The organism is Marinobacterium sp. MBR-111, assembly GCF_040547585.1.
GTDB classification, from domain to species: domain Bacteria; phylum Pseudomonadota; class Gammaproteobacteria; order Pseudomonadales; family Balneatricaceae; genus Marinobacterium; species Marinobacterium iners.
Genome location: NZ_JBEPQA010000003.1, coordinates 129,824 through 154,173 on the forward strand (window position 1 = coordinate 129,824; position 24,350 = coordinate 154,173).

Here is a 24,350-nt window from a genome sequence, read left to right on the forward strand (position 1 = left end):
GACCCTGTCTGCACCTTTTTAAAGCGCCCTTGTCGTTGTTGTTCGGGTAAAAGCCCCGCTCCTGCCTGTTATTGACCGATTGGCATAAACCCTGCAATACCAGTTGCAGGTCAGGCCTGAGGTCAGACGCTCATCAAGTGGTTTTTTGGACAACGGTGTCCACTCCTTGCTGCATGTGCAGCACAGAAGTGGCACCGTTTTTTTTTATCTGAAACTAAGAGAGTGCCGTATGAAACAGACAGACTGCACCGGTACCCGTCGCCCTTTGCGCGTGGCCGTGATTGGCAACGGCATGGTAGGGCATCACTTTGTGGAACAGTGGTTGGCCAGTGAAGCTGCTGAGCAGGGTGAACTGATGGTTTTCGGGGCTGAACGCTATCCCGCCTATGATCGGGTACACCTGTCAGACTATTTTGATTCGGGCAGTGCCGACGCGTTGAGGCTGGGGTCACCGGAGCTGTATCAACACCCCGCCGTGAGCCTCAAACTGGGTGAGTCGGTTCTGTCCATTGATCCCCAATGCAAAACCCTGCACACCCAGGGGGGGGAATACAGCTACGACAAACTGGTGCTTGCGACAGGCTCGTGGCCCTTCGTTCCACCCATCCCCGGCGGGGCTCAGCCACACTGCCTGGTCTACCGAACACTGGATGACCTGGACGCGATTCGCGCCAGTGCCGAGGGTGCCAATGTCGGCGTGGTGATCGGCGGTGGACTGCTCGGCCTGGAAGCCGCCAACGCCCTCAAGCGGCTGGGGCTGGAGGTACATGTGGTCGAGTTTGCCCCCCGGCTGATGCCGGTTCAGCTGGATGACGAAGCGGGAGCCTTGCTGCGCCACAAGATCGAGGCGCTCGGGGTTGCGGTGCATACCGACAAGGCGACGCAGCAGATTATTCGGGGTGACAGTGCAAGGATGAAGATGTGCTTTGCCGACGCTACCGAGCTGGAGACCGACCTGATCGTGTATTCCGCCGGTATCCGGCCGCAGGACATGCTGGGCCGTGAGGCTGGCCTGCAGCTGGGTGAGCGTGGCGGTATTGAGGTGGACCAGCACTGTCGCAGCAGCGATCCTGACATCTATGCCATTGGCGAGTGTGCGGTGTGGAACGGCCGCCATTTCGGTCTGGTTGCACCGGGTTATGCCATGGCACGAGCGGCCCTGTCGCATCTTGTTGGTGATGGCCAGGCACATTTTCAGGGTGCCGACATGTCGACGAAACTGAAACTGCTGGGTGTGGATGTGGGATCGATCGGTGATGCTCACGGCCATACATCGGGGTGTCAGAACTACCGCTACAGCGATGAGCGCAGCGGCGTCTATCGTCGATTGGTGGTCTCGGGGGATGGCAAGCGCCTGCTGGGTGCCATCCTGATTGGGGACAACAGCGGCTACGATCAACTGCTGCAGCTGGCACTGAATGACATGCCGCTGCCGGAGCAGCCGGAAGCATTGATTCTGCCGGCCTCTCAGGGCGGACTGCCGAGTGCGGGCAGTGCCGAGCTGCCACTGACGGCCACCATCTGCTCCTGTCACAATGTCAGCAAGGGTGATATCTGCGAGGCGATGAATGATGGTGCCGTGTCGGTGGCCGACCTTAAGGCCAGCACCCGAGCCGCCACCGGCTGTGGTGGTTGTGCCGCCATGCTGAAGACCGTGCTGGATGCGGAGCTGGAAAAGCGCGGCGTACAGGTCGATCATTCGCTCTGTGCGCATTTCAGCCATACTCGTCAGGAACTGTTCCACCTGATCCGTGTAGATGGGATCAAGACTTTTGACGAGCTGATTCAGCGTTACGGACATGGCGGCGGTTGTGAAATCTGTAAACCGGCCGTCGGCTCCATGCTGGCCAGCTGCTGGAATGAACCTATCCACAGCCCCGAACTAGTGCCTTTGCAGGACACCAACGACACCTTCATGGCCAATATGCAGAAAAACGGTACCTACTCGGTGGTGCCGCGCATTCCGGGCGGCGAGATTACACCGAAGATGTTGATCGTGCTGGGCGAAATAGGGCAGAAATACCAACTCTATACCAAGATCACCGGTGGCCAGCGGATTGACCTCTTCGGTGCGGCGCTGGATGAACTGCCACTGATTTGGGAAGAGCTTATTGCGGCCGGTTTTGAGACCGGTCACGCCTACGGCAAGTCGCTGCGAACGGTGAAATCCTGTGTTGGCAGTACCTGGTGTCGTTTTGGCGTGCAGGACAGCGTTGGCATGGCGATCGAGATCGAGAACCGCTACAAGGGCCTGCGCGCGCCGCACAAGATCAAGATGGCCGTATCAGGCTGCACCCGCGAATGTGCCGAGGCCCAAAGCAAGGATATTGGCGTGATTGCCACTGAAAACGGCTGGAATCTTTATGTCTGTGGTAATGGCGGCATGAAGCCGCGCCATGCGGACCTGTTCGCGACCGACCTGGATGATGAAACGCTGGTGCGTTACATCGATCGTATCCTGATGTTCTACATCTACACCGCGGACCGCCTGCAGCGTACTTCAGTGTGGATGGAAAACCTTGAAGGTGGTCTGGATTACCTGCGGCAGGTTGTGATCGACGACAGTCTGGGGTTGGCGGCAGAGCTGGAATCCCGCATGCAGCATGTCGTCGACAGTTATCGCTGTGAGTGGAAAGAGGCAGTAGATGACCCCAACCGGCGCAAGCGCTTCCGCAGCTTCGTCAATTCGGATGAACCGGGCCGAGCACGGATTGTACAAGTCGTTGAGCGAGAACAGTTGATTCCGGCCCGCGAACTGGCCGTGGAGGAGGTATAATGAACAGCTTGCAATGGCAGGATCTGTGTAGCCGTGATGACCTGGTACCCGGGTCGGGTGTGGCGGTCAAAATTGGTGATCAGGCCGCCGCATTGTACTGGCCAGACCCTGCTAAAGAGCAACTTTATGCGCTGTGCCATCGTGACCCCTTCTCTCAGGCGGAGGTGTTGGCCTGGGGGATATTGTGTGAATTGGAGGGTGAATGGTCAGTGGCTGCGCCGCTTTACAAGCAGCATTTCCGGTTGCATGACGGCGTTTGCCTGGAACAACCGGATGTCGTTCTGCCTCGCTGGCCGGCCAGATTCAACGGTGACAGGGTTGAAGTCGGCATTGAGTGAATGGCCGCCATCGACGGCATCACCGTTGTTGGCTTCATGGGGTATCGAGTGTTGATGCACCGATACCCTGTCAAGCAGCCGGCGTCCTTTCAGTTGGGGCGCAGCAGCAAATGGATCACCAACAGCACCAGCACCAGAGAAACACCTTGCCAGAACAATACCGGATTGCGCTCCAGCAGTGGCGCGCGTGTACGGTTGAGAAAGCGCTGGTTGGGATGGCGCAGATCGTAGACGAACTCTGAAAGACTCTCGTAACGCCTGTTCGGGTCAGGCTTTAGCGCCCGTTCCAGGGTGTCATCGATCCAGGTGGGAATCTCGCGTTCCCGCTCCAGCACCGAGTCATAACTCAGGCGTTGCTGAGCGGCGCGGGTACGGGTGCGTGCGACCCTGTTACCATAAGGAAACCGACCGGACAGCATCTGATACGTGATCACGCCCAGTGAGTAGAGGTCGGCACGCCAGTCACCGTATTCGCCCAAAAAATATTCAGGGGCCGAATAGAGTGCAGTACCCTGCAGATGGGGCTGCTCCAGTGCATGGGACGACTCAACGATGCCGGCCACGCGGGTAGCACCGAAGTCGATGATGCGGACTATTCCGCTGGTGTCGATCATAATGTTGTCGGGCTTGAGGTCCTGATGCACCATTTCGCGGCGATGAAATGCCTGTAAACCACGAGCGAGCTGATCGATGATGTTGCGCACGTTTTCCAGCTCATGGCGGGGGTGGTCATTGATCCACTGAGCCAATGTCTGGCCGTCGATATATTCGGTGACGGTATAGAGAAACCGGCGTGGTCGCCCGGGCGTTATCGCTTTCAATACATGTGGGCTGTCGATGCGTCTGGCAATCCATTCCTCCATCATGAAGCGCTCCAGGTAGGCCGGGTCTTCGCCCAGGTCGATAGAGGGTGTCTTGATGACAACCTGCTCCTCTGACGTCAAGTCCTGGGCAAGAAACACATGGCTGCGACTGGTGGCGTGCAGCACACGCAGGATCCGGTAGCCATCAAACGCCATGCCGGGCTCCAGTGTTGGTGGCAGGGGAAGCTGCTCAACCTGTTGCTGCACCACCTGATGCTCTGCAGAAGGCAGGCGGTTAATACGCAGAATCTGCAGGGTCAGGTTGTCAGGGCTGCCCTGTGCGAACGCCGCCTCCACAATTGATCGGGCAGCCTGGTTCAGATCCTCGGCATGTTGCTCCAGCAGATCGAGCAGATACTGTGCATCCAGATGCTCGTAGACCCCGTCGGTGGCAAGCAGAAACAGATCGCCGCACTGCAGCGACAGGCAGTCGTAGTCCAATTCAAGACAGTCTTCAATGCCCAGTGCACGGCTCAGATAGCTTTCCTCGCGTGATATCCACAAGCGATGATCCTTGGTGAGCTGTTCCAGCGAACGGTTGCGCACCCGGTAGATGCGGCTGTCGCCGGCATGAAGAAGGTGTGCGCTGTGGCCCTTGATAATCAACCCGCTGAAGGTGCAAACATACCCCCGGTTCCTGTCAAAACGGTGCTCGCTGTGACGGGTCTGGCTGCAAAGCCATGAGTTGGTGGCGAACAGCACCTTTTCCGCGGCAGTCTTAACGCTCCAAGTGTCGCTGGTACAGAAGTAGTCATCAAGAAAGCCCCTGACCGCCGCTGAACTGGCGATCTGGCTGACATCACTGGAACTGATGCCATCGGCGATGGCAAAAGCGGCGCCCTTGAGGCTGAGCTGAGGTTCGGTGGGGATAAGCGCACCGTAAAAGTCCTGATTGCAGTCCTTGCGTCCTGCGTCTGAATACTGGCCCAGACTGAGCTGGAGTCCTGGCGGCATGGTTTCTCTCCCCTGAATACAACAGCGCAGCGCTCCCGGAAAAGCGCTGCGCGGATGGATGGCCGTAATCAGGCCGACGCGGATGCCGGTTTGGCAGCAGAAGTGTTGGTCGCCAGTTTGCGTTTGGCCGCGGTACGCACATGGGTGGTGTACAGGGTGAGTCCGGTGAAGGCCAGACCACCGACCAGGTTGCCCAGTGCTGTGGGGATCTCATTCCAGATCATGTAGTCCATCACCGAAAAGTCGCCGCCCATGATCAGGCCAAACGGGAACAGGAACATGTTCACTACCGAATGCTCGAAGCCCATAAAGAAGAACAGCATGATCGGCATCCACATTGCCAGAACCTTGCCGCTGACATGGGTGGAGATCATGGCGCCGACAACGCCCATTGATACCATCCAGTTGCACAGCATGCCGCGGATGAAGATTGTCATCCAGCCATCGAAACCGTAGGCGGCATAGCCCAGGGTGCGTGACTCACCAATATGGGCTACCTTCTCGGCAATGGCGCCGCCATCGGTGTTGTAACCCATGGTGAAGATGTAGGACATCATGAATGCGACGGTCAGTGCACCAGCAAAGTTGCCCACAAAAACCAGTCCCCAGTTGCGCAGAATCTGCGGCCAGGTTACGCCAGGGCGTCGGTCGAGCCAGGCCAATGGGGTCAGCATGAATACGCCGGTCAGCAGGTCAAACCCCATCAGGTAGAGCATGATGAAGCCGACCGGAAACAGCAGTGCCCCGATCAGGAAAACACCGGTCTGTACCGCCACGGTCACGGCAAATACAGCGGCCAGCGCCAGTATTGCGCCGGCCATATAGGCGCGGATCAGGGTATCGCGGGTGGACATGTGAATTTTGGATTCGCCTGCGTCGACCATTTTGGTCACGAATTCGGATGGGATCAGATAAGCCATGGTGTCACCTCAGAGATAGGTCAGTTGTATGCCGGTCTGTGTTATCTGGCGGTCGAGAAAAACTGGCGACGGGACATAAAAAAAGCGCCCGCACCAGCTCTGCCGGTGGGGCAGAGAGGTGACGGACGCCATTATCCGAATACAGTCAGTTTGTCAGGGCCGCCGGGGCCCGAAGGTTGATATGGTTACAGCAAAAGAGGGGCCGGTTTTATCAACTTTATGTTTTTAAAGGAGTTTTTATGTTAAGTGGGGTGATGCGGCGGTAATGGGTACCGCCGCTGTGCTGTACACTGGTGCAGGCCTGCTCAGTTGCGGTGCGGCATTACACCTTGAAACGACCGGTTTGCTGTTGCAATTGCTGGGCATACCCATCCAGTGAGCGGCTGATGCTGCCGATGTCTCGTGAGCGGTCGGCCCCCTGTGTGGCCAAATCATTGATTTCGGTGATGCTGCGGTTGATCTCATCCACGACCTGAGTCTGCTGTTCGGTAGCGGAGGCTACGCTGGTATTGACGTCGGTAATATGAGAGATCGCCTGCAAGATGGTCTGTAACTCGGCTTCGGCGCTGCTGGAGAGAGATTCGGTGGCACTGGCTTCTTTGCTGCCGGTTTCCATTACGGTGACGACTTCAGAAACGCCACCCTGCAGTCGACTGATCATGTTCTGTATGTTTTCAGTGGACTCCTGAGTACGTCTGGCGAGGGTACGCACTTCGTCGGCCACCACTGCAAAACCGCGTCCCTGTTCGCCTGCGCGGGCGGCTTCGATGGCCGCGTTGAGCGCCAGCAGGTTGGTCTGCTCAGCCACATCACGGATCACATCCAGCACACTGCTGATCTCGTTGGAATTGTCGGCGAGCGTTCGGATTGAGGTCACCGCCTTCTCGGTCTGTTCGGCCAGTCGTCGCACCTGCGCCGAAGACTGGTGAATAATCTCGGAGCTGCGCTGGCCGGTCTGATCCGCTTCACGGGTTATGTCCGCGGCTCGTGAAGCGTTGCCTGCCACCTCTTCGATGGCGCTTTGCATCTCATTGATGGCCGTTGCCACCATGGAGATGGCATCAGTCTGGCGGCTGACACCTGCATCGTTATCCTGAGCTGCCGAGGCCAGGCGACCTGACTCCTGTCCCAAGTCACGGCTCAGGCTCTGAATACTGCCAATCATCTGCTGCAGATTACTCAATACCAGGTTGAAGCTGCTGGCCAGTCGACCCAGGTCGTCGTTGCTTTCAACCGGAATACGCTGGGTGAGGTCGCCTTCGCCCTTGGCAATGTTGTCAAGCTGCTCACGCAGAGCGGTGATGGAGCGCAGAATCAGACGCATGAAAATAAAGAACAGGGTCAGGCTGAGCAAAAGCGCCAGCAAGGTAATGATCAACGTGGTGACCGAACTGCTGACGCCTTCCGAGGATGCCTCGGCGGCTTTCTCCTGAGCCAGCTGCTCGGTATGGGAGCCTACCCGGTCGAAATAGTCGCGCAGCTGGCTGAACAGCGGCTGTGTGACCTGATGTGACAAGGCACGTGCACGTTCAGGGTTACCGCTTCGCGCCAGTTCCATCACTTGACGAGCTGAACTCTCCCACTGCTGGAAGGCCTGCTCAAATCCCTCGGACGAACTCGAGATACCGGTACCGCGAAGGCGCGCAACAGCCTGATTGAAACGGTCATGCGCCTGCTGAGTATTTTCGTCAAAGCTTGCGACTTGTGCGTCGGCTTCCTGCAGGTTGGTGCCCGCATCGACGGCCGCCATTTGTGCTACCAGTGCCTGATAAAGATCGCGGTCACCGTTGAGCACTTCGCTGATGGCGGGAAGATAGTTGCCGGAAATGTCATCGGTGTCGGCTACCAGGTTGCGGCTGGTGTTGACGCTGAACAGCCCGACAAAGACCAGTGCTGCAGCCGTAATAACAAAGGGGAGCGCGATGCGGGTACGAAATCCGGTTTTTGCGGTCATGGGAGGTGGTTTCCTTCCTGAAGTTTGCTCAAAGAGTAGCAGTAGAAACGGCAGGGTTAAAGCTGAAACCGGATGACCCTGCACCATGGCAATGGTAGTCTTAAGCCAGTTTTTATCCCCCGATTCAGGCCCGAAACGGAGTCTTGTCAGGCCATGAAATTCAAACCCGGTTTTGGTCATCTAGCCTTGCTGCTCACGCTGGCGTTGCTGGTGTGGCTGTTCAGCGGAGAACTGCTCAGCAGTCGCGACAATGCACCTGAAGCGGCTGCTCCCGTAGCACAGCCGATTACGGTCGCTGCCAGGCTGAGTGCGGCTCAGCCCTATCGTCGACAAATTGTGCTGCAGGGGCAGGTAGAGCCCTGGCAAAGTGTGGATTTGCGTGCACAGATCAGTGCTACAGTCGATGTTCTGCCGGTAGGGCGGGGTGCTCAGGTTGCCAGGGGCGATCTTCTGTTGCAACTGTCGGAAGACGACCGCCGCAGCTGCCTGTCGCAGGCGCGTGCCCAGCTGGCCTATAGCCGCAGTCAGCTGGAAGCAGGACAGAGTTTGCGTCGGCAGGGACTGAATGCACAAACCGACCTGTTGCGATTACAAAGTGAGCTGGCCGCTGCTGAGCAGGCAGTACGCAGTGCAGAACTTGAACTTGAACACACACGTCCGGTCGCACCTTTCGCAGGCGTACTTGACAGTCTCGATGTGGACCTGGGGGATTATCTGGTTGCCGGTCAAGTGTGGGGGAGGTTGCTCGATACGGCAGTGCTGCGAGTGCGAGCGCAGGTGCCGCAGCAACAGGTGGCCGGGCTCGAGCTGGGGCAACGAGCAGAAGTGGTTTTGCTGGATCAACGTACTTTCAGCGGTGTTGTCAGTCACATCTCAAGGGAGGCGGATAGCGCCACCCGAAGTTTTACAGTGGAGATACGGCTGGAAAACCCTGAAGGTCTCAGAATCGCCGGCGCCAGTGCCACGGTTCGGATCGATATCGGCAGCGTGGATGCTCACCGGATCTCCACAGCCCTGCTGACGCTGGGTGAAGGCGGTCAGTTGGGTGTGTTGTATCTGGAGCCGGACGACCGGGTACAGTTCGCGCCGGTGCAGCTTATCAGTACCGGAACCGAAGGCAGCTGGGTGAGTGGGTTGCCGGAAGAAATTCGGTTGATCACGCTGGGCGGCGGCTTTGTCTCGCCGGGTCAGCAGGTCAAGGTTGATCAAGCGTCGGAGTCGCGTTGATGGATGCGCTGATTCGGGCCGCAATGAACCGCAGCAGAGCCACTCTGCTGTTGTTGCTGATCCTGCTTGCGGCTGGGTTTGCTTCATGGGTGACAATTCCCAAGGAGGCAAACCCGGATGTCACCATTCCCTATATCTATGTTTCCATGCGCCTTGAAGGGATCAGCCCCGAGGATGCAGAGCGGCTGTTGGTGCGGCCGATGGAGCAGGAGTTGCGATCGCTCGAAGGAGTGAAGGAGATGACTTCCATCGCCGCGGAAGGACACGCGTCGGTGATGCTGGAGTTCGATGCCGGTTTTGACCCCAAAACCGCGTTGGCGGATGTGCGTGAGAAGGTTGATACCGCCCGCACCGAACTGCCGGCTGAGGCCGACGAACCCAGCGTGAACGAGATCAATATCGCCCTCTTTCCGGTGCTGTCCATAGCCCTTTCCGGCCCGGTGAGTGAAGCTGAACTGGTTGGAACCGCGCGTCGGCTCAAGCAGGAAATAGAAGGTATTGCCGATGTGCTTGAAGTGGATATCGGCGGTGATCGTGAAGACCTGCTTGAGATCATAGTCGATCCTCAGGTACTGGACAGCTACAACGTGGACTATGCCGCCCTCTACCAGCTGGTTAGCAACAATAACCGGCTGGTCGCCGCCGGCAGCCTTGATACCGGTTCGGGGCGGTTGCCGCTGAAAGTGCCCGGCGTGATCGAAAATATCGAAGATCTGCTCAACATGCCGGTCAAGGTGGAAGATGATCGGGTCGTCACTTTCTCCGATGTGGCGGTGCTGCGTCGAACCTTCAAGGACCCCACCGGCTTTGCGCGTATCAATGGTCAACTGGGTGTGGTGCTGGAAGTGTCCAAGCGTGCCGGCTCCAACATCATCGACACCATTGATCAGATCAAGGCGTTGATCGAGCAGGCGCGCCCACTGCTGCCCGAGGGGGTGCAGGTGCACTACGTGATGGATCAGTCGGAAGAGGTGCAGGAACTGCTTACCGATCTGCTCAATAACGTGTTGACGGCGGTAGTGCTGGTGTTGATCGTAATGCTGGCGGCGCTTGGGCTGCGCTCATCGTTACTGGTGGGGCTGACCATCCCCGGCGCCTTTTTGACCGGTATTCTGCTGATCTACATGCTGGGATTCACGCTGAACATCATTGTGCTGTTCTCGCTGATACTGGTGGCCGGAATGCTGGTGGACGGTGCAATCGTGGTATCTGAACTGGCTGATCGTAACCGCCAGCAGGGGATGAACCCGGCTGAGGCCTGGGCTGGTGCTGCCAGTCGCATGGCCTGGCCGGTGATCGCCTCCGTTGCCACAACTGTTATGGTGTTCCTGCCCTTGCTGTTCTGGCCGGGTATCGTGGGTGAGTTCATGAAATACCTGCCAGCTACCGTGATCCTTTGCCTGCTGGCGTCACTGGCGATGGCACTGGTGTTTCTGCCGGTTATGGGACAGGTCAGCGGAGGTGGGCGCCTGTCGCCACAGAAAAGCCGCAATAGCAGGCTGGGCCGTGGCTATCGCCGCACGCTGGCATTTTTGCTGGCAAGGCCCGGACAAACGTTGACGGCGATGCTGTTGGCCATGCTTCTGGTTTACGCTTTTTATGGTCGTTTTAACCATGGCGTTGAGTTTTTTCCGGATGTGGAGCCGGAGTCCGCCCAGGTTTTGATTCACGCCCGTGGTGATCTGTCCGTGTATGAGCGGGACACGCTGGTCAAGGGGGTAGAGCAGCGTTTGCTTGGCATGCCTGAGGTCGAGGTGCTGTACGCGCGCAGTTTTGCCATGGCCGACGGGCAAATGGCTGAAGACGTGATTGGAATACTGCAGTTTCAGCTGATCGACTGGTATCAGCGCCGTCCGGCGGCCACCATCCTGGATGACATGCGTGATAGAACCGCTGATCTTCCCGGGTTGAAGCTTGAATTTCGCAAACAGGAGGAGGGCCCCAGCGCCGGTAAGCCGGTGGTGTTGAAACTCAGTTCACAGGACAGCACAGCACTGGATCAGGCGGTAAGCCGGGTGCGCAGTGCCATGGTTGAGCTGGGCGGCCTGGTGGATATCGAGGATGACCGTGCCCTACCGGGCATCGAGTGGCAGCTGCAGGTGGACAGGGAGGAGGCCGCTCGCTTCGGTGCGGATGTGCTATCCGTCGGTAATGCCGTGCAAATGGTCAGTAATGGTTTGTTGCTGGCTACCTGGCGGCCTGAAGACGCGCTGGATGAAGTTGATATTCGTGTGCGCCTGCCCGAGTCGTGGCGCAGCCTGGATCAGCTGCAGCGCATGACATTGACTGGCAATGGTGGACAAATGCCACTGAGTCATTTCGTGACGCTGCAGCCGTCTCATAAGACTGGCACCCTGCGCCGCGTGGACGGTCAGCGGACCATTACACTGCAGGCCGATGTTGCGCCAGGCTATCAAGTGGCGGAGCGGCTGCAAGCGCTGCTGGAGGCCAGTGACAGTAATTTGCCTGAGGGTGTAAGCCTCAGTGTTGGGGGCGAGGGTGAGGATCAGCAGCAGTCGGCCAGCTTCCTGATCAGTGCCTTCATCACTGCAATCCTGTTGATGATGCTGATTCTTGTGATCCAGTTCAACAGCTTTTACCAGACTCTTCTGGTGCTGTCGGCCATCGTGTTTTCGACCGCGGGTGTTCTGATCGGGCTGCTGGTCAATGGCCAGTCGTTTGGCATTGTCATGGTGGGTATGGGCATCATTGCGCTGGCAGGTATTGTGGTGAACAACAATATCGTCCTGATCGACACTTACAACCAGTTGCGCAGTGAGGGCATGTCGCCTGTAGATGCAGCATTGGAAACCGGTTGTCTGCGCATGCGTCCGGTACTGCTCACCGCCATTACCACAGTGCTGGGATTGATGCCGATGGTGATCGGCGTAAACGTCAATCTGCTTGAACCCAGCCTGGGTTTTGGTGCGCCCTCGACCCAGTGGTGGACGCAGCTGTCCAGCGCCATTGCCGGTGGGTTGACCTTTGCCACCCTGCTGACTTTATTGCTCACCCCTTGCATGCTGGTGCTGGGAGAGCGGATGTTTGCCCGTTTCAAGCGCGAGTCCAGTCAGGGTTGATACACTGAGGGGGGGGCGTAACGGTATTCAAAGTCTTATTATGTGTTATATCATAACATTAATTTGATGGTCGCCTGTGGGCAAAACCCCCGTGGGTCGGCTGAATACCCGCAGTTTTTTGAGAGCGACATACCTATGAATGCAGTACTGCCCGATGTGTCCTTGACCGACGACGCCCCATTTATGACCCCTTTGCAGTGGGTTGGGATGCAGGACATTGATCTGCCCATTACGCTGACAGAGCCGGGTTACCGGCGTAGTCTGCATGCGTGTGCCGATGCTCAGGTGGATCTGCCGGCTGCGCATATCAAGGGTATTCACATGTCGCGTCTTTACCGTTTGCTGGATGGTCTGGGTGAGGATGCGCTGACACCTGAGCGCATACAGCAGGTACTGCAGGCGATGATCGACAGTCACCGGGACTGCAACAGCAGCAGTGCGCGTATCGGTCTTTCGTTTAATCTGTTGGTGCGCCGGGCGGCGCTGGTATCTGAGGCTCTGGCGGGCTGGAAATCATACCCTGTCAGGCTGAATGCCCAACTGGTACAGGGCCGCTTCAGTCTGCGTGCCGAAGTGGTTGTGGAGTACTCCTCAACCTGTCCCTGTTCGGCGGCGCTGGCACGACAGCTTGTGGAACGTCGCTTTCTTGACGATTTTCCCGGAGATCAGCCCCTTAATCGTGAAGAAATGGCCAGTTGGCTTCGCCGCAACGCTACACTGGCAACGCCGCACAGCCAGCGCAGTGAAGCGCGTGTCAGCGTGGGCCTGAAGGCAACCGACCCTTCGCTGGCGCTGCTTGCATTGATTGATACCATTGAGGCTGCCGTTGCGACACCGGTGCAAACCGCAGTGAAACGGGCGGATGAGCAGGCGTTTGCGGCGCTTAATGGCGCCAATTTGATGTTTGTGGAGGATGCGGCCCGGCGTATACAGGATGCCCTGCAATCCCACTTCAGGGCGCCACGTACTCAGGTCAAGCATCTTGAGAGCCTTCACCCACACGATGCTGTTGCCTGGGCTGAGTGAAAACGGACATTGTTTAACCCGGTGTGATCAGCGAAAATACCCGCCATTGACGATCAACCGCACACACGGGGCGCAATGCCCTGTCCCTGTCCAGAACAGAAGACCCGAATTCATGTCCATCGCTCAGGAAGTTTCCAAACGCCGCACCTTTGCCATTATCTCGCATCCGGATGCCGGTAAGACCACTATCACCGAAAAACTGCTGCTGCTTGGTCAGCTGATTCAGGTGGCGGGTACCGTCAAGGGGCGTGGCAGCGACCGGCATGCCACATCTGACTGGATGAGCATGGAGCAGGAGCGCGGTATTTCCATCACCTCCTCCGTGATGCAGTTTCCGTACAACGGCCGTACCGTCAACCTGCTGGATACACCGGGGCACGAAGACTTTTCCGAGGATACCTACCGTACTCTTACCGCTGTGGACTCGGCACTGATGGTGGTGGACGGTGCCAAGGGCGTTGAGGAGCGCACCATCAAGCTGATGGATGTGTGTCGCTTGCGCGATACGCCGATCTTCTCCTTCGTTAACAAGATGGACCGTGATATTCGTGACCCGATCGAGTTGCTTGACGAGATTGAGGAGGTGCTGAAGATTCAGGCGGCCCCGATCAACTGGCCAATTGGCTCCGGCAAGTGGTTCAAGGGCGTGTATAACCTCTACACCGATACCATCCACCTGTTCACTCCGGGTCAGGGCCACAAGCTGCCGGAAGACAAGCGCATTCAGGGGCTCGATTCGGAAGAGACCCGCGCGCTGCTGGAAGATGACTATGACGAGCTGGTTGACGAGCTCGAACTGGTCAAGGGCGCCTGTCATGAGTGGGATCAACAGGCCTATCTGGAAGGTAAAATGACGCCGGTGTTTTTCGGTACGGCACTGGGCAATTTCGGCGTGAAAGAGATGCTGGATGATTTTGTCCAGTGGTCACCCGCACCGCCGGCGCGTCCGACCGAAAGCCGTGAAGTAGCGGCCAGTGAGGAAGCATTCAGCGGTTTTGTTTTCAAGATCCAGGCTAATATGGATCCGAAGCACCGTGACCGTATCGCTTTCATGCGCATCTGCTCCGGCTCCTATACTCGGGGCATGAAGATGAAACATGTGCGTATCGGCAAGGATATCCGCATTGCTGATGCCGTAACCTTTATCGCCGGCGATCGTGAAAACGTGGAAGAAGCCTGGTCTGGTGACATCATCGGTCTGCACAACCACGGCACCATCCAGATCGGTGATACCTTTACCGCTGGCGAGAGCCTAAAGTTCACCGGTATTCCGCACTTCGCACCGGAAATGTTTCGCCGTGTACGCCCGACCGATCCGCTGAAAATGAAACAGCTGCAGAAGGGTTTGCAGCAACTGTCGGAAGAAGGCGCGGTTCAGCTATTCCAGCCTTTGAAGAACAACGACCTGATCCTTGGTGCTGTCGGACAGCTGCAGTTTGAAGTGGTGGTGTTCCGTCTCAAGGACGAGTACAAGGTCGAGTGCGTGTACGAACCGATCAGCGTACAGACTGCACGCTGGGTGGAGTGCAGTGATAACAAGATGTTGGAAGATTTCCGCCGCAAGGGCTACGACAATCTGGCGGTGGATGGCTCCGGCCTGCTGACCTACCTGGCGCCAACCCGGGTAAATCTGTCACTGACCGAAGAGCGCTGGCCGGATATCCAGTTCCGCGCAACGCGGGAGCACTGATTGCTGATCGACACCATCTGCCACCTTGATTTTGCTGATTTTGATCCTGACCGAGCAGCGGTAATTGAGTGCGCGCACGTTGCGGGTGTTGAGCAGATTGTGGTGCCGTCGATCACGGTGGATAACTTTGAGCGGGTTCTGGATCTGTGTGCTTCAGATCCAAGCCTGTATCCTGCTTTGGGTCTGCATCCCTGTTTCAGTCATGATATTGAGCACGATCTGGCACGGCTGGATGAGATGCTTTCGCTGGCGGCAGGAGCCGTAGTGGCGGTGGGCGAGATCGGCCTGGACTTTCGCCCTGCACAGTTGCGTTCCGGACAAGAGGGGGCAGCACAGCAGGAGCAGCTGCTGGAAGCGCAGCTGAAACTGGCAAAGACTCACGACCTGCCGGTATTGCTGCATGCGGTGAAAGCACACGACCGGGTTTTGAAGTTGTTGCGTCGTCAGCATCTGCCCCGGGCGGGTATCGTGCATGCGTTCTCCGGCAGCGAACAACAGGCGCGGGAGTATGCAAAACTGGGCTTCAAGCTGGGTTTTGGTGGGGCTGTCACCTACGAGCGTGCGCGTAAATTGAGAAGACTGGCAGCTGAGCTGCCGCTGGAGTGGCTGGTGCTGGAAACCGATGCGCCGGATATGCCACTGCAGGGGCACAGGGGTAAGCGAAATGAGCCCTGCCGTGTGGCGGAAGTGGCCGCGTTCATTGCCCAACTGCGAGGGATGGACGATGCAGAAGTTTCAGCCGTAACCACTGCTACGGCTTCCGGTCTGTTGCGGCTGCCTTATTGATAAATGCTGCGGTAGGCGGCTTCCAGCGTGTTCCAGACAGTGTTGGTCTTGCTGTTCACGGGAACACGATAGTAACGCTTCTCTGCATCAACCGCTTCACTGCTGTAGCTGCCATCCGGCGGGGTGAGGATCAGCTTTGCCAGGCTGGCGGGGTAGTTCGGGCCCTTGATCTGTTCACCATAGGTTTCTTCAATCGGCCCCAGTTTGTAACGTACCGATACGATGGACGTCAGTTCCTGGCAGCGCCGGGTTTCGCCCTTGCAAAACTGGAAGTAACGGGTGTCCAGGACATAGAACTGATCAGCGGTCAGGTCTTCCTTCAGAGCCCCTGACAGGTTGACACAGCCACCGAGCAGCAGGGCTGCAGCGGCCGGTAACAGCAGTTGTTTCATCCCGATTCCTCCTTGTTATGGTCGTTTCAGCACAGGTCTTTGTATGGGTTTTCGACCTGCAGTGAGATCGGGTTGGCATAACCGGGCAGGCGAATTTCATCGGCACTGATCTGCAGGTCATCCCCCGTCAGCACGTTGTGGTCGTACAGATAGATGGGTTTTGCCTGACCCATGATAGCAGACTGGTTATAGCTTTCGGCCTGTTCGCGTACCTGCTCGCGTCGCTTGCGCCAGGCATTCATGGCGGCTTCGCCGTGGCGCCTTGTCAGCAGCTGCTCGACCACATGGGGTGCCATTACTGCGGCGCTGGCGTTGTTGCCGCCAAACCCCTTGGCGTTAATCAATACCGAGTCCATCCCTGTAGCGCCGGTTTTCTTATGGGTCAGCGGGAAATGCAGGTTGGAGCTGTGCACATCTTCTGCAATTTCGGTTGTGGTGGTCAGACCCGGCACGATGCCGTGTTTCCAGACGCCCAGTGACGCAAATAGCTGATCCCCTCCTGCAGTGCCCTGTGAGTGCCCAAGATAGGCTTTTATGGCACTGACGGTCCAGTCAGGGATATCAAACGCCTTGGCGGTCTCGTTGATGACATGAGATTCGGTTACGCGGTTTTGCGGGGTGCTGGTGCCGTGTGCCTGTACAAAGCTGCGCTGCTTGAGTGACTCTTCACCCAACAGTGTGCCGATCAGCGATGCCGCCTTGCCAAGGGTCATGTAGTTGCCGATGCCCGGTGCCGAAATCGACTTTTTGTGCCCGTCGGCATGGACAAAAACATCGGCTACCGCACCGTGGATGTCAGCGCCAAGCTCCAGTGCGAGATCGTCACTCATCAGCACCAGGAACTGGCTGGATTCACCCATGGTAAAGCCACAGTTGTTGCCGAATGGACGACAGGCTTTGCGGTAGTGCTCCTCAGCCATCTCGGCAAGACCATCCAGCGCCATCAGCTGTTTGTCTTCGGCCAGGGCGCCCATGGCACGGAAGCCTTCAATGATCTCCTGCGTTACCGGGGCATCACTGCCACCGACCAGTACCAGCTTGCTGCGGCCGGTACGTATCGCCTCGACGCCGCTTTTCAGGTTGTACAGAAAGGTGGCGCAGGCGCCCAGCGCGCCGCCGGTCGTGCCGACGTTACCGAGCAGGTAGGCGTTGATGAAGTCAGCCGGCATCTGGGCATAACCCAGTGGCATCTGTTTGGAGGTGGTGCGTTTGCCCAGCGCCGGGAACTTGGTCAGGCCGCCGAAGCCAAGATCATCCAGCTGGCCAATTGAGTTGCTGGCGAACACTGCGATCTGATCCGGAGAGAGCAGATCCAGAATAGTCTGATACTCGATCCCCATCGAGCGCAGTGCATCGGAGGCAGCATAAACCGCCATCTGCAGGCCGCGGGGATGGTTGCGTGACTGGTACAGTTTGCCGGGCTCGAACCCGGTCGGCAGCATGCCGGCACTTTGTACCAGGGCTGGTTTGGAATCCGGGAAAATCAGTTCGCAACTGCCGTCGATCCGTACCTCAACCTGACCGCCACTTATCTCTTCTACCTGCCAGTTTGCCGGGATTTGCTGCGGCAGCTGGCGGCTGCGCAGGCGGAAACTCAGGCCTTGATCGCTGCCTTTGATGCTGGCCGGGCGGTTGAACATGACGGCATTAACATCGAACCAATCGGGGTGGATGCGGCGAATCAGGGTGTTGTTTCGTACCTGCTGTTCAATGCGGTTGGCCAGCTCTGCAGCCGTGAAGTGCTGGCTGGTGTCACCCTGCAGCTGGTAGCTGCCGGCATCATACTGCGCAAGCCCGGTCAGTGTTGCCAGATCAACCAGCGTATCCTGTCGACTGGATGCATCCAGCTGATCCAGTATCAGGCGACGATAGCCCTGGTGAAAGGAAGAGCGACCAGCGGGGCTGATACCACCAAAACCGACAATGACAGGCAGCTGAGACAAAAGATACTCCTCGGAGTGGTGACGCGGATGACAAAGAAGGATAACAGCGCATTTTATCGTCTGATCCTGGCGCTGGCCAGCATCCATATGCACTCCGGTGTAAAAGCGATACTGGTTTTCATTTCTTATTAAGCTATTCTGAGCTAAAAGGTATCAGGCCTGCTCTTTCATATGGAGGAGCGGGAGACCGTATTCAGGAGGAAACCATGAAAAAGCTGATGATCACCTCACTTGCGTCAGTATTGTTGCTGGGTGGGTGTACAACGCTGGACCCCTACACTCAGGAGTCTAAAACGTCGCAGGCAACCAAGGGCGCAGGTCTGGGTGCTCTGGGTGGCGCCGTACTGGGTGCAGCCGTGGCTGGCAAGGGCGATCGAAATGAGGGCGCACTGGCAGGGGCTGTTATTGGCGGTGCTGTTGGTGGTGGTATCGGTTATTACATGGATCAGCAGGAAATGCAGCTGCGTCAGCAGCTTGAAGGTACCGGTGTTCGAGTGGAGCGTGTCGGGGATGACATCCGGCTGATTATGCCGGGCAATATTACCTTTGCCACCGACAGTGATCGGGTTGATCCTTCTTTTTACTCGGTGCTCGACTCGGTTGCTCGTGTGTTGATCAAGTTCGAGAAGAGTCAGGTTGCAGTGGAAGGCTATACCGATTCAACCGGTTCATTTGAATACAATCAGCAGTTGTCGGAGCGTCGCGCCACCAGTGTTGCACGCTACCTGAATTCGGCTGGGGTCAGCCACTTGAGACTGGATGCGCGCGGTCTGGGTGAGCGTTACCCGATTGCCAATAATGACACTGAAGCGGGGCGGGCGATGAACCGTCGCGTCGAGATCAAGATTCGCGGCACTCAGCGCTGAGTCTGCTGGCCGTGCGGGCGCTGGTTCCGCACGGCTGCAAATATCTGTCAAAGGTTTTCGCTTTCCCGAAGTCGGTCAAACTTGCCCAGCAGTCGCTGCAGACTCTGCTCAGTACCTTCGCGTTCGGCTTCCAGTGTTGTCTTGCTCTCACGCAGCTCGCTGACTTCCAGTCGCAGCAGTTCGACCTCTTCGATTAATCCCTCAATCTTTTTTTCCAGTTCGGTAAAGAGTCCGCTCTGCATTTTGGTGGTGCTCCTGTATGGGTGTGGATGATTCAAGGTCGCAAGACTAAGCTGCTCAATGGGCGATTACAATATCATCCTGCTGGATGTTGAGGGTGTTGCTGTCAGCAGGCAGTCGGCCCCGTGACATGGTGGGTTGTACGTCTTCCAGAGTCAGCGTCTGGCGAGTGTTGCGCAGCTCGCTCATCGGCATCTGATTGGCATCATAATGGGTGTAGAGTCTATACACGCTCAGCCGATCACCCGGTTTCAGGCCTGCCAGCGAGCCAGCGCCGATCCATGCCTCATTGCCTTCCGTATGTGTGATGCTGCTGCGGAACGGTTCACACATCAGTGTTTCATCAATATAGCGACTGATATCCTGCAGGGTAGTCTCCACCTTCTGGCCAAAGTCCTGCTGCCAGAACAGGGGGCTCCCGAAGCCTGTTTTTTCATGTGCCGGGCGGTTCCAGCGACCTGCTGTGGCGAAGGATTGTTGCCACATCATCTGGCCTGTGAAAGTGTCAAAAATATAGAGGTCCAATACAAAGTTGCGCAGATGTTTTGAGCTGGCGAAGTCCAGCCTGCGGTAGGTGTCGAGCAGGATGTTGGGTGGACGAGGGCCCGCCGGGTTGTGCAGACTCAGGTCCCGGATAATGCCGGTTATCAGGAACTGGGTTTGTTGCTGTTGTGCGTGATTCAAGTGGCGGGAAAGAGCGCCCTCGGACAGTTGCTGGGGGGGCTGATCCTGGTTGTCCACCAACTGCAGATTGCCACGGTCAATGACATTAAGTGTGCTCTGTTGCAAAGACTGACTGATTATCGTGGCCAGTCCCTGTTGAATGCCCTGCAGATTGCCATGGCTGGCGTCAGCGGGACGGGCGAGACTGAATCCGCCGATGGCAATCGTTTTGCGATAGGCCAGGGGAGGCTGGCCGTTGGCGCAGCCGGTCTCAGCTTCCACCTCGGCCAGGATACGCACAGTCAGCTGGCTGCCACGGATGTATTCATCGATGATGCGGATGTTGTTGAGCTGGGTTAGGCTGTTAATGCGCATATTGTCAATTTCAAGTATGCCGTCACGTACTTCCTGTGTGGTGGAAATCCAGGCGCTGCCCTGAAGGGAGGCCTGTTCTCGGGCACGACTGACCGCCAGCTCTCGGGCCTGATCAAGGTCATTATTTATAATCGGTGCCGAGCCCTCGGCCTCGATGGTGATGGCTGCAACATGGGGGATGGCCAGTGTCAGGCAGAGCAGTAGCAGACGGCAAAGTCGGGTCAGCATGATGGTCAGTGTCCTCAGGTATTGGCCAAAAGGTATGCAATTTGCGAGTGCGATGCAAACGCTGACGGCGGTACTCTCCTGTCATCGCTCCATTTTGTGGTACATTCAGAAAAATCACACCCGACAGAGAGCAAAACTGATGAGAGTGGCAGTGCTTACAGCCTGCAGTCTGCTGATGCTGTTGGCCGGCTGCGCCCAGCAGGGGCCCGGCCCGGTCCAGGCTCATGTAGTCAGCATGCATCCTCAGGTGCTTGCGCAAATAGAAGATGCCCGGTCAGAGTGGTCGTACGGCAGAACCGAGCTGAAACAGACAGGGGGTGATCGCAATGGACTGGACCCTGTCAGTGAGGCGGTTGTGCAGATGGCACATCAGCTGGAAACAGGCATGGACAAAAGCAATATCAGTCGGCTGCCGCTGGCTGTGCTGGCTTTCCGCAACCTGCTGCAACCGGGCCAGGTGGGCGAACTGGGCGAACGGCTGGGTGACAGTTTTGTTTTTCAGCTGGAGCAGCGGGGTTACAATCTGGTTGATTACCGCGCACAGAGCCTGGTGACCAGTGTAAAGCCGGATATCGAGCCCTATAACATGTCGGCCCTGCGTACCCGTCATCGAATCTACTTTGTGCTTACCGGTACCTATGCGCTGCACCCTGATGGTGTTGTGATTAACGCTCGATTGCTCGATACCACAACACGTCAGGTGCTGGCCTCCGGCCAGAGCCACATTCCTCTGTCCCGCCTGGAGCAACGCTGGCCCGGCTACGATCTGCTGGAAGCGCGAGAGCGTGGCATGATCATCGAAAACCGGCAAGGTCCGGCTGGAGGTTCTCAGTGATGAGATCAGTGGTTCTGATGATGCTGGCGTTGGTACTGACCGGTTGTGAAACTGTGGTGCATTCGGCCAAGACGGTGGCGGAAGCGTTGCCGGACGTGCACGCGAGCCCTCGAATTGAGGCGCCTGTAGAGCCGAACTGGGTCAGTGCGACCGGCTATGCGCCGATCAGTTTGCAGCCGGGGCAGACCGAACAACAGAGGATGTTGATGGCGATGCGTGCGTCCAAGCTGCGAGCCTATCAGGAGCTGGCCGGTATCATACATGGACAGTATCTGTATGGCACTACACGGGTCGAGGACATGGTGGTGCAGAGCGATAGCTTCAAAACGGCCGTTGCCGGTATCGTGCGTGGCGCACGGGTGGTCAAAAGCTACCCGGTACAGGACGATACCTATGCAACAGTGCTGGAGGTGGACCTGAATCAGGTTCAGCGCGCCTGGGTGCATGAGGCGGCACGCTGAGTCGAGATCTGCTACTGTTTCTGCACATGCTCATCCAGCTGCTGGCAGATCGCCTGCTGCAGCTGGCGGCACAGCTCGGGATCACTGATCGGCTGATTGTTGCTGTCGGTGATGAAGAAAAAGTCCTCAACCCGCTCGCCAATGCTCGAAATCTTTGCCTTGCGCACTGAAATGCCGAACTCCACAAAAATGCGGCCGATGCGTGCCAACAGGCCGGGGCGATCCGGAGTGATCACCTCCAGAATGGTTTGCTGAGATGAGGGGTCGTTGCTCAGAGTCAGGCGCGTGGGTGTGGCAAACAGCTTGAGCTGGCGCGGCACTCGGCGCTGAATGATCTCGGGGTAGTCTTCCGGGTCGTCCAGCTCTTCGGTCAGGTGGCGCTGGATGTTGGCCAGATATTCAGGGTTTTCCGACAGTGGCTGGTTGTCATCCGTCAGTACCGTGTAGGTGTTGAGAGTGCGGCCATGGTCGGTGAGGATGATACGGGCATCCTGAATGTTAAGGTGTAGCTGGTCCATGGCGGCAACCGTCGCCGGGAACAGGGTAGGCAGATCTTCACTGTAGATGAATATCTCGGTAGCACCTTCAAAGACGCGGTAAGAAGTCTTGCGAATCAGGACCAGCGGTAGCGGGCTGTCACCGTGTTCCAGAATCGCCTGTGTATGCCAGGCGATGTTGTGCGCATCTTCTCGCAGGAAGTAGTCATCCCCCAGCAATGCCCAGTGGTCGAATATGTCCTGCTCTCGAATACCCTGGCGGGCCAGCAGCAGCATCGCTTCATGCTGTACCTGCTCGATACGGTCTTCCTTGTTGATGGGGTTTTCCAATCCGCGGCGCAGTGAGCGTTTGGTGTCCATATAGAGCTGGCGCAGCAAGGTGGCGCGCCAGCTGTTCCACAGGGTGTGATTGGTGGCGTTGATATCCGCGACGGTCAGGACGTACAGGTAGTCCAGATGTACCAAGTCGCGCACCTCCATGGCGAAAGCGTGAATCACCTCCGGGTCTGAAATGTCGCGTCGCTGCGCCGTCATGGACATCTTCAGGTGGTTGCGTACCAGCCAGGCCACCAGGTGGGTGTCCCATTTGCCAAGATGATGGCGTCGACAGAAGGCTATTACATCGTCAGAACCCAGCTCCGAGTGGTCACCGCCACGGCCCTTGGCAATGTCGTGATAAAGGCCCGCAATGTACAGCAGCTCAATTTTGGGCAGCTGGTTGACGATACGGTGGGCAATGGAAAACTGTTCGCGGTATTCGCGATGACGGAACTGACGCATCTTCTGAATCACTTTCAGGGTATGTGCATCCACGGTGTATATATGGAACAGGTCATGCTGCATCTGGCCCACGATTTTGCCGAACTCGGGAAGGTAAAGCCCCAGAATGCCGTAGCGGTTCATGCGCTTAAGTTCAGTCGACACGCGTTCCGGTGAGCGCAGCAGCTCCATAAACAGGGAGGTGTTGCGAATATCCTTGCGAAAGTCGTTGTCGATCAGATGGCGATGGTTGCGCACCAGTCGAATGGTTGAGGCGCGAACCCCCTGAATGTCAGGGTGCTGGGCCATCAGTACGAACAGCTCCATGATGGCAAAGGGGTGATGCTCGAATACCTTGTCATAGACTGCTTCCAGGTAGTTGTTGCGAATCTGAAAGCGATTGTTCAGTGGCTGGATGCTCTGCTCATCGTCAATGCGCAGGATCGCCTCGTCGAAGTGTTGCAGCAGCATGTCGTTGAATTCCGACATGGCCATGGCGACGCGGTAATACTTGCTCATGAACTGCTCAACCGCCAGAGCGCCTTCCTGGTCTTCGTAGCCGAAGTATGTGGCGAGTGCACGCTGATGATCGAACAGCAGTCGATCCTCGCGGCGCTTGCATAGCATATGCAGGGCGTAGCGGACGGTCCAAAGATAGAGTTCGCCCTTGTTCAGGGTGTCCAGCTCGGGCTCGGTCAGGAAGCCGTGGTCCACCAGATCGCGGATGTAGGTGGCGCCAAAGTGGCGCTTGGCTACCCAGCCTACGGTCTGAAGGTCTCGCAGGCCTCCGGGCGAGTTTTTCAGGTTGGGCTCAAGATTGTATTCGGTGTTGTTGGTTTTTTCGTGGCGCTCTTTCTGTTCGGCCAGCTTGGCCTTGAAAAACTCCTTGTCGGTCCAGGCGCCCTCAGAGGTCACTCGATCATACATCTCGTTCTGCAGGGCAGGATCGCCGCAGAGCGTGCGCGACTCGATCAGGTTGGTGGCGATGGTGATGTCGTTGCGCGCTTCGTCATAACACTGGTCAATGGTGCGCACACTGGACCCCAGGTCCAGGCCTATATCCCACAGTAGAGTCAGGAAGCCACTGATGCTGTCCTGGCACTCGTTGGGATCGATCTGGTCGAACAGCAGCAGGATGTCGATATCAGAGAAGGGGTGTAGTTCTCCGCGGCCATAACCGCCCACGGCTATGAGGGCGGCCTGATGTGCCGGTGGCCAGGCAAACTGGGACCAGGCAGCATCAAGGATCTGGTCCAGTACCCAGGCGCGGCCATAGATCAGGCGGCGAATGTCTTCACCCTGCCGGAACGCATCATCCATGCGTTGTTGTGCTTCACGCAACGATTCCTTGAGCACTTTCATGACCGGTCTGTCACGATTGGACAGGCTGGTGTGGAGCTGGCTGGGGTCCAGCAGCTCCGGTGCGGCTTCTAGTGGCTGAGCGGTACGGGTCATGGAAAGGGCTCGTTCAGAGTGA

At 57.3% G+C, this 24,350-nt stretch carries 18 protein-coding genes; 10 read left to right on the top strand and 8 right to left on the bottom strand.

Annotated elements, in window-relative coordinates; all coding sequences use genetic code 11:
* Positions 1-229 precede the first annotated feature (229 nt).
* A complete protein-coding gene (nirB, locus tag ABIE61_RS03285; RefSeq protein WP_354406700.1) occupies positions 230-2,776 on the top strand; it encodes a nitrite reductase large subunit NirB in 2,547 nt (848 codons plus the stop codon).
* Positions 2,776-3,114: a nitrite reductase small subunit NirD gene (gene nirD, locus ABIE61_RS03290; RefSeq protein WP_354406703.1), complete on the top strand. Its 339-nt coding sequence runs from the start codon at positions 2,776-2,778 to the stop codon at positions 3,112-3,114. The genes nirB and nirD overlap by 1 nt, the downstream gene beginning before the upstream one ends.
* Before the next feature lie 89 nt (positions 3,115-3,203).
* Here nirD and ABIE61_RS03295 read toward each other — a convergent pair whose 3' ends face one another.
* The 3 genes from ABIE61_RS03295 to ABIE61_RS03305 form a co-directional block, all read right to left on the bottom strand.
* Positions 3,204-4,931: a bifunctional protein-serine/threonine kinase/phosphatase gene (locus ABIE61_RS03295; RefSeq protein WP_354406705.1), complete on the bottom strand. Its 1,728-nt coding sequence runs from the start codon at positions 4,929-4,931 to the stop codon at positions 3,204-3,206.
* A gap of 68 nt (positions 4,932-4,999) precedes the next feature.
* Positions 5,000-5,851, bottom strand: coding sequence for a formate/nitrite transporter family protein (locus ABIE61_RS03300; RefSeq protein ID WP_354406707.1), 852 nt, complete (start codon positions 5,849-5,851; stop codon positions 5,000-5,002).
* A 322-nt stretch (positions 5,852-6,173) separates the two neighbouring features.
* On the bottom strand, positions 6,174-7,805 hold the full coding sequence (locus ABIE61_RS03305; RefSeq protein ID WP_354406709.1) for a methyl-accepting chemotaxis protein: 1,632 nt from the start codon (positions 7,803-7,805) through the stop codon (positions 6,174-6,176).
* Between the two features lie 153 nt (positions 7,806-7,958).
* On the opposite strand from ABIE61_RS03305, the gene ABIE61_RS03310 reads away from it, so the two are divergent.
* The 5 genes from ABIE61_RS03310 (at position 7,959) to ABIE61_RS03330 (ending at position 15,614) form a co-directional block, all read left to right on the top strand.
* The gene (locus ABIE61_RS03310; protein WP_354406711.1) at positions 7,959-9,032 is read left to right on the top strand and encodes an efflux RND transporter periplasmic adaptor subunit; all 1,074 of its coding nucleotides are present in this window, start codon (positions 7,959-7,961) and stop codon (positions 9,030-9,032) included.
* Entirely contained in the window at positions 9,032-12,112 is a 3,081-nt protein-coding gene (locus tag ABIE61_RS03315) for an efflux RND transporter permease subunit (RefSeq protein ID WP_354406713.1), read from the top strand. The genes ABIE61_RS03310 and ABIE61_RS03315 overlap by 1 nt, the downstream gene beginning before the upstream one ends.
* 135 nt (positions 12,113-12,247) lie before the next feature.
* Entirely contained in the window at positions 12,248-13,138 is an 891-nt protein-coding gene (gene folE2 / locus ABIE61_RS03320) for a GTP cyclohydrolase FolE2 (RefSeq protein WP_354406715.1), read from the top strand.
* Between the two features lie 112 nt (positions 13,139-13,250).
* A complete protein-coding gene (locus tag ABIE61_RS03325) occupies positions 13,251-14,828 on the top strand; it encodes a peptide chain release factor 3 (protein ID WP_354406716.1) in 1,578 nt (525 codons plus the stop codon).
* Positions 14,829-15,614, top strand: coding sequence for a TatD family hydrolase (locus tag ABIE61_RS03330; RefSeq protein WP_354406718.1), 786 nt, complete (start codon positions 14,829-14,831; stop codon positions 15,612-15,614).
* Here the strand turns inward: ABIE61_RS03330 and ABIE61_RS03335 are convergent.
* Together ABIE61_RS03335 and ABIE61_RS03340 are read right to left on the bottom strand one after the other, a co-directional pair.
* A complete protein-coding gene (locus ABIE61_RS03335; protein WP_354406720.1) occupies positions 15,608-16,006 on the bottom strand; it encodes a hypothetical protein in 399 nt (132 codons plus the stop codon). The two genes, ABIE61_RS03330 and ABIE61_RS03335, sit on opposite strands and share 7 nt — an antisense overlap.
* A gap of 26 nt (positions 16,007-16,032) precedes the next feature.
* The gene (locus ABIE61_RS03340; RefSeq protein WP_354406722.1) at positions 16,033-17,949 is read right to left on the bottom strand and encodes a beta-ketoacyl synthase; all 1,917 of its coding nucleotides are present in this window, start codon (positions 17,947-17,949) and stop codon (positions 16,033-16,035) included.
* Positions 17,950-18,155: 206 nt separating this feature from the next.
* Between ABIE61_RS03340 and ABIE61_RS03345 the strand changes: the two genes are divergently transcribed.
* Complete coding sequence (locus tag ABIE61_RS03345; RefSeq protein WP_354406725.1) at positions 18,156-18,815, top strand: YiaD family glycine zipper/OmpA-like lipoprotein; 660 nt, start codon at positions 18,156-18,158, stop codon at positions 18,813-18,815.
* Between the two features lie 47 nt (positions 18,816-18,862).
* Here ABIE61_RS03345 and zapB read toward each other — a convergent pair whose 3' ends face one another.
* Together zapB and ABIE61_RS03355 are read right to left on the bottom strand one after the other, a co-directional pair.
* A complete protein-coding gene (zapB, locus tag ABIE61_RS03350) occupies positions 18,863-19,057 on the bottom strand; it encodes a cell division protein ZapB (protein ID WP_354406728.1) in 195 nt (64 codons plus the stop codon).
* A gap of 55 nt (positions 19,058-19,112) precedes the next feature.
* On the bottom strand, positions 19,113-20,321 hold the full coding sequence (locus tag ABIE61_RS03355; RefSeq protein WP_354406731.1) for a flagellar assembly protein T N-terminal domain-containing protein: 1,209 nt from the start codon (positions 20,319-20,321) through the stop codon (positions 19,113-19,115).
* Between the two features lie 139 nt (positions 20,322-20,460).
* Between ABIE61_RS03355 and ABIE61_RS03360 the strand changes: the two genes are divergently transcribed.
* Together ABIE61_RS03360 and ABIE61_RS03365 are read left to right on the top strand one after the other, a co-directional pair.
* Positions 20,461-21,156: a FlgO family outer membrane protein gene (locus tag ABIE61_RS03360; RefSeq protein WP_354406734.1), complete on the top strand. Its 696-nt coding sequence runs from the start codon at positions 20,461-20,463 to the stop codon at positions 21,154-21,156.
* Positions 21,156-21,617 carry an LPP20 family lipoprotein gene (locus tag ABIE61_RS03365; RefSeq protein WP_354406737.1) on the top strand — a complete coding sequence of 154 codons (462 nt, stop codon included), beginning with the start codon at positions 21,156-21,158 and terminating at the stop codon, positions 21,615-21,617. The genes ABIE61_RS03360 and ABIE61_RS03365 overlap by 1 nt, the downstream gene beginning before the upstream one ends.
* 11 nt (positions 21,618-21,628) lie before the next feature.
* On the opposite strand, the gene ABIE61_RS03370 is transcribed toward ABIE61_RS03365, so the two are convergent.
* Positions 21,629-24,328, bottom strand: coding sequence for a [protein-PII] uridylyltransferase (locus ABIE61_RS03370; protein ID WP_354406739.1), 2,700 nt, complete (start codon positions 24,326-24,328; stop codon positions 21,629-21,631).
* Positions 24,329-24,350: the final 22 nt, after the last annotated feature.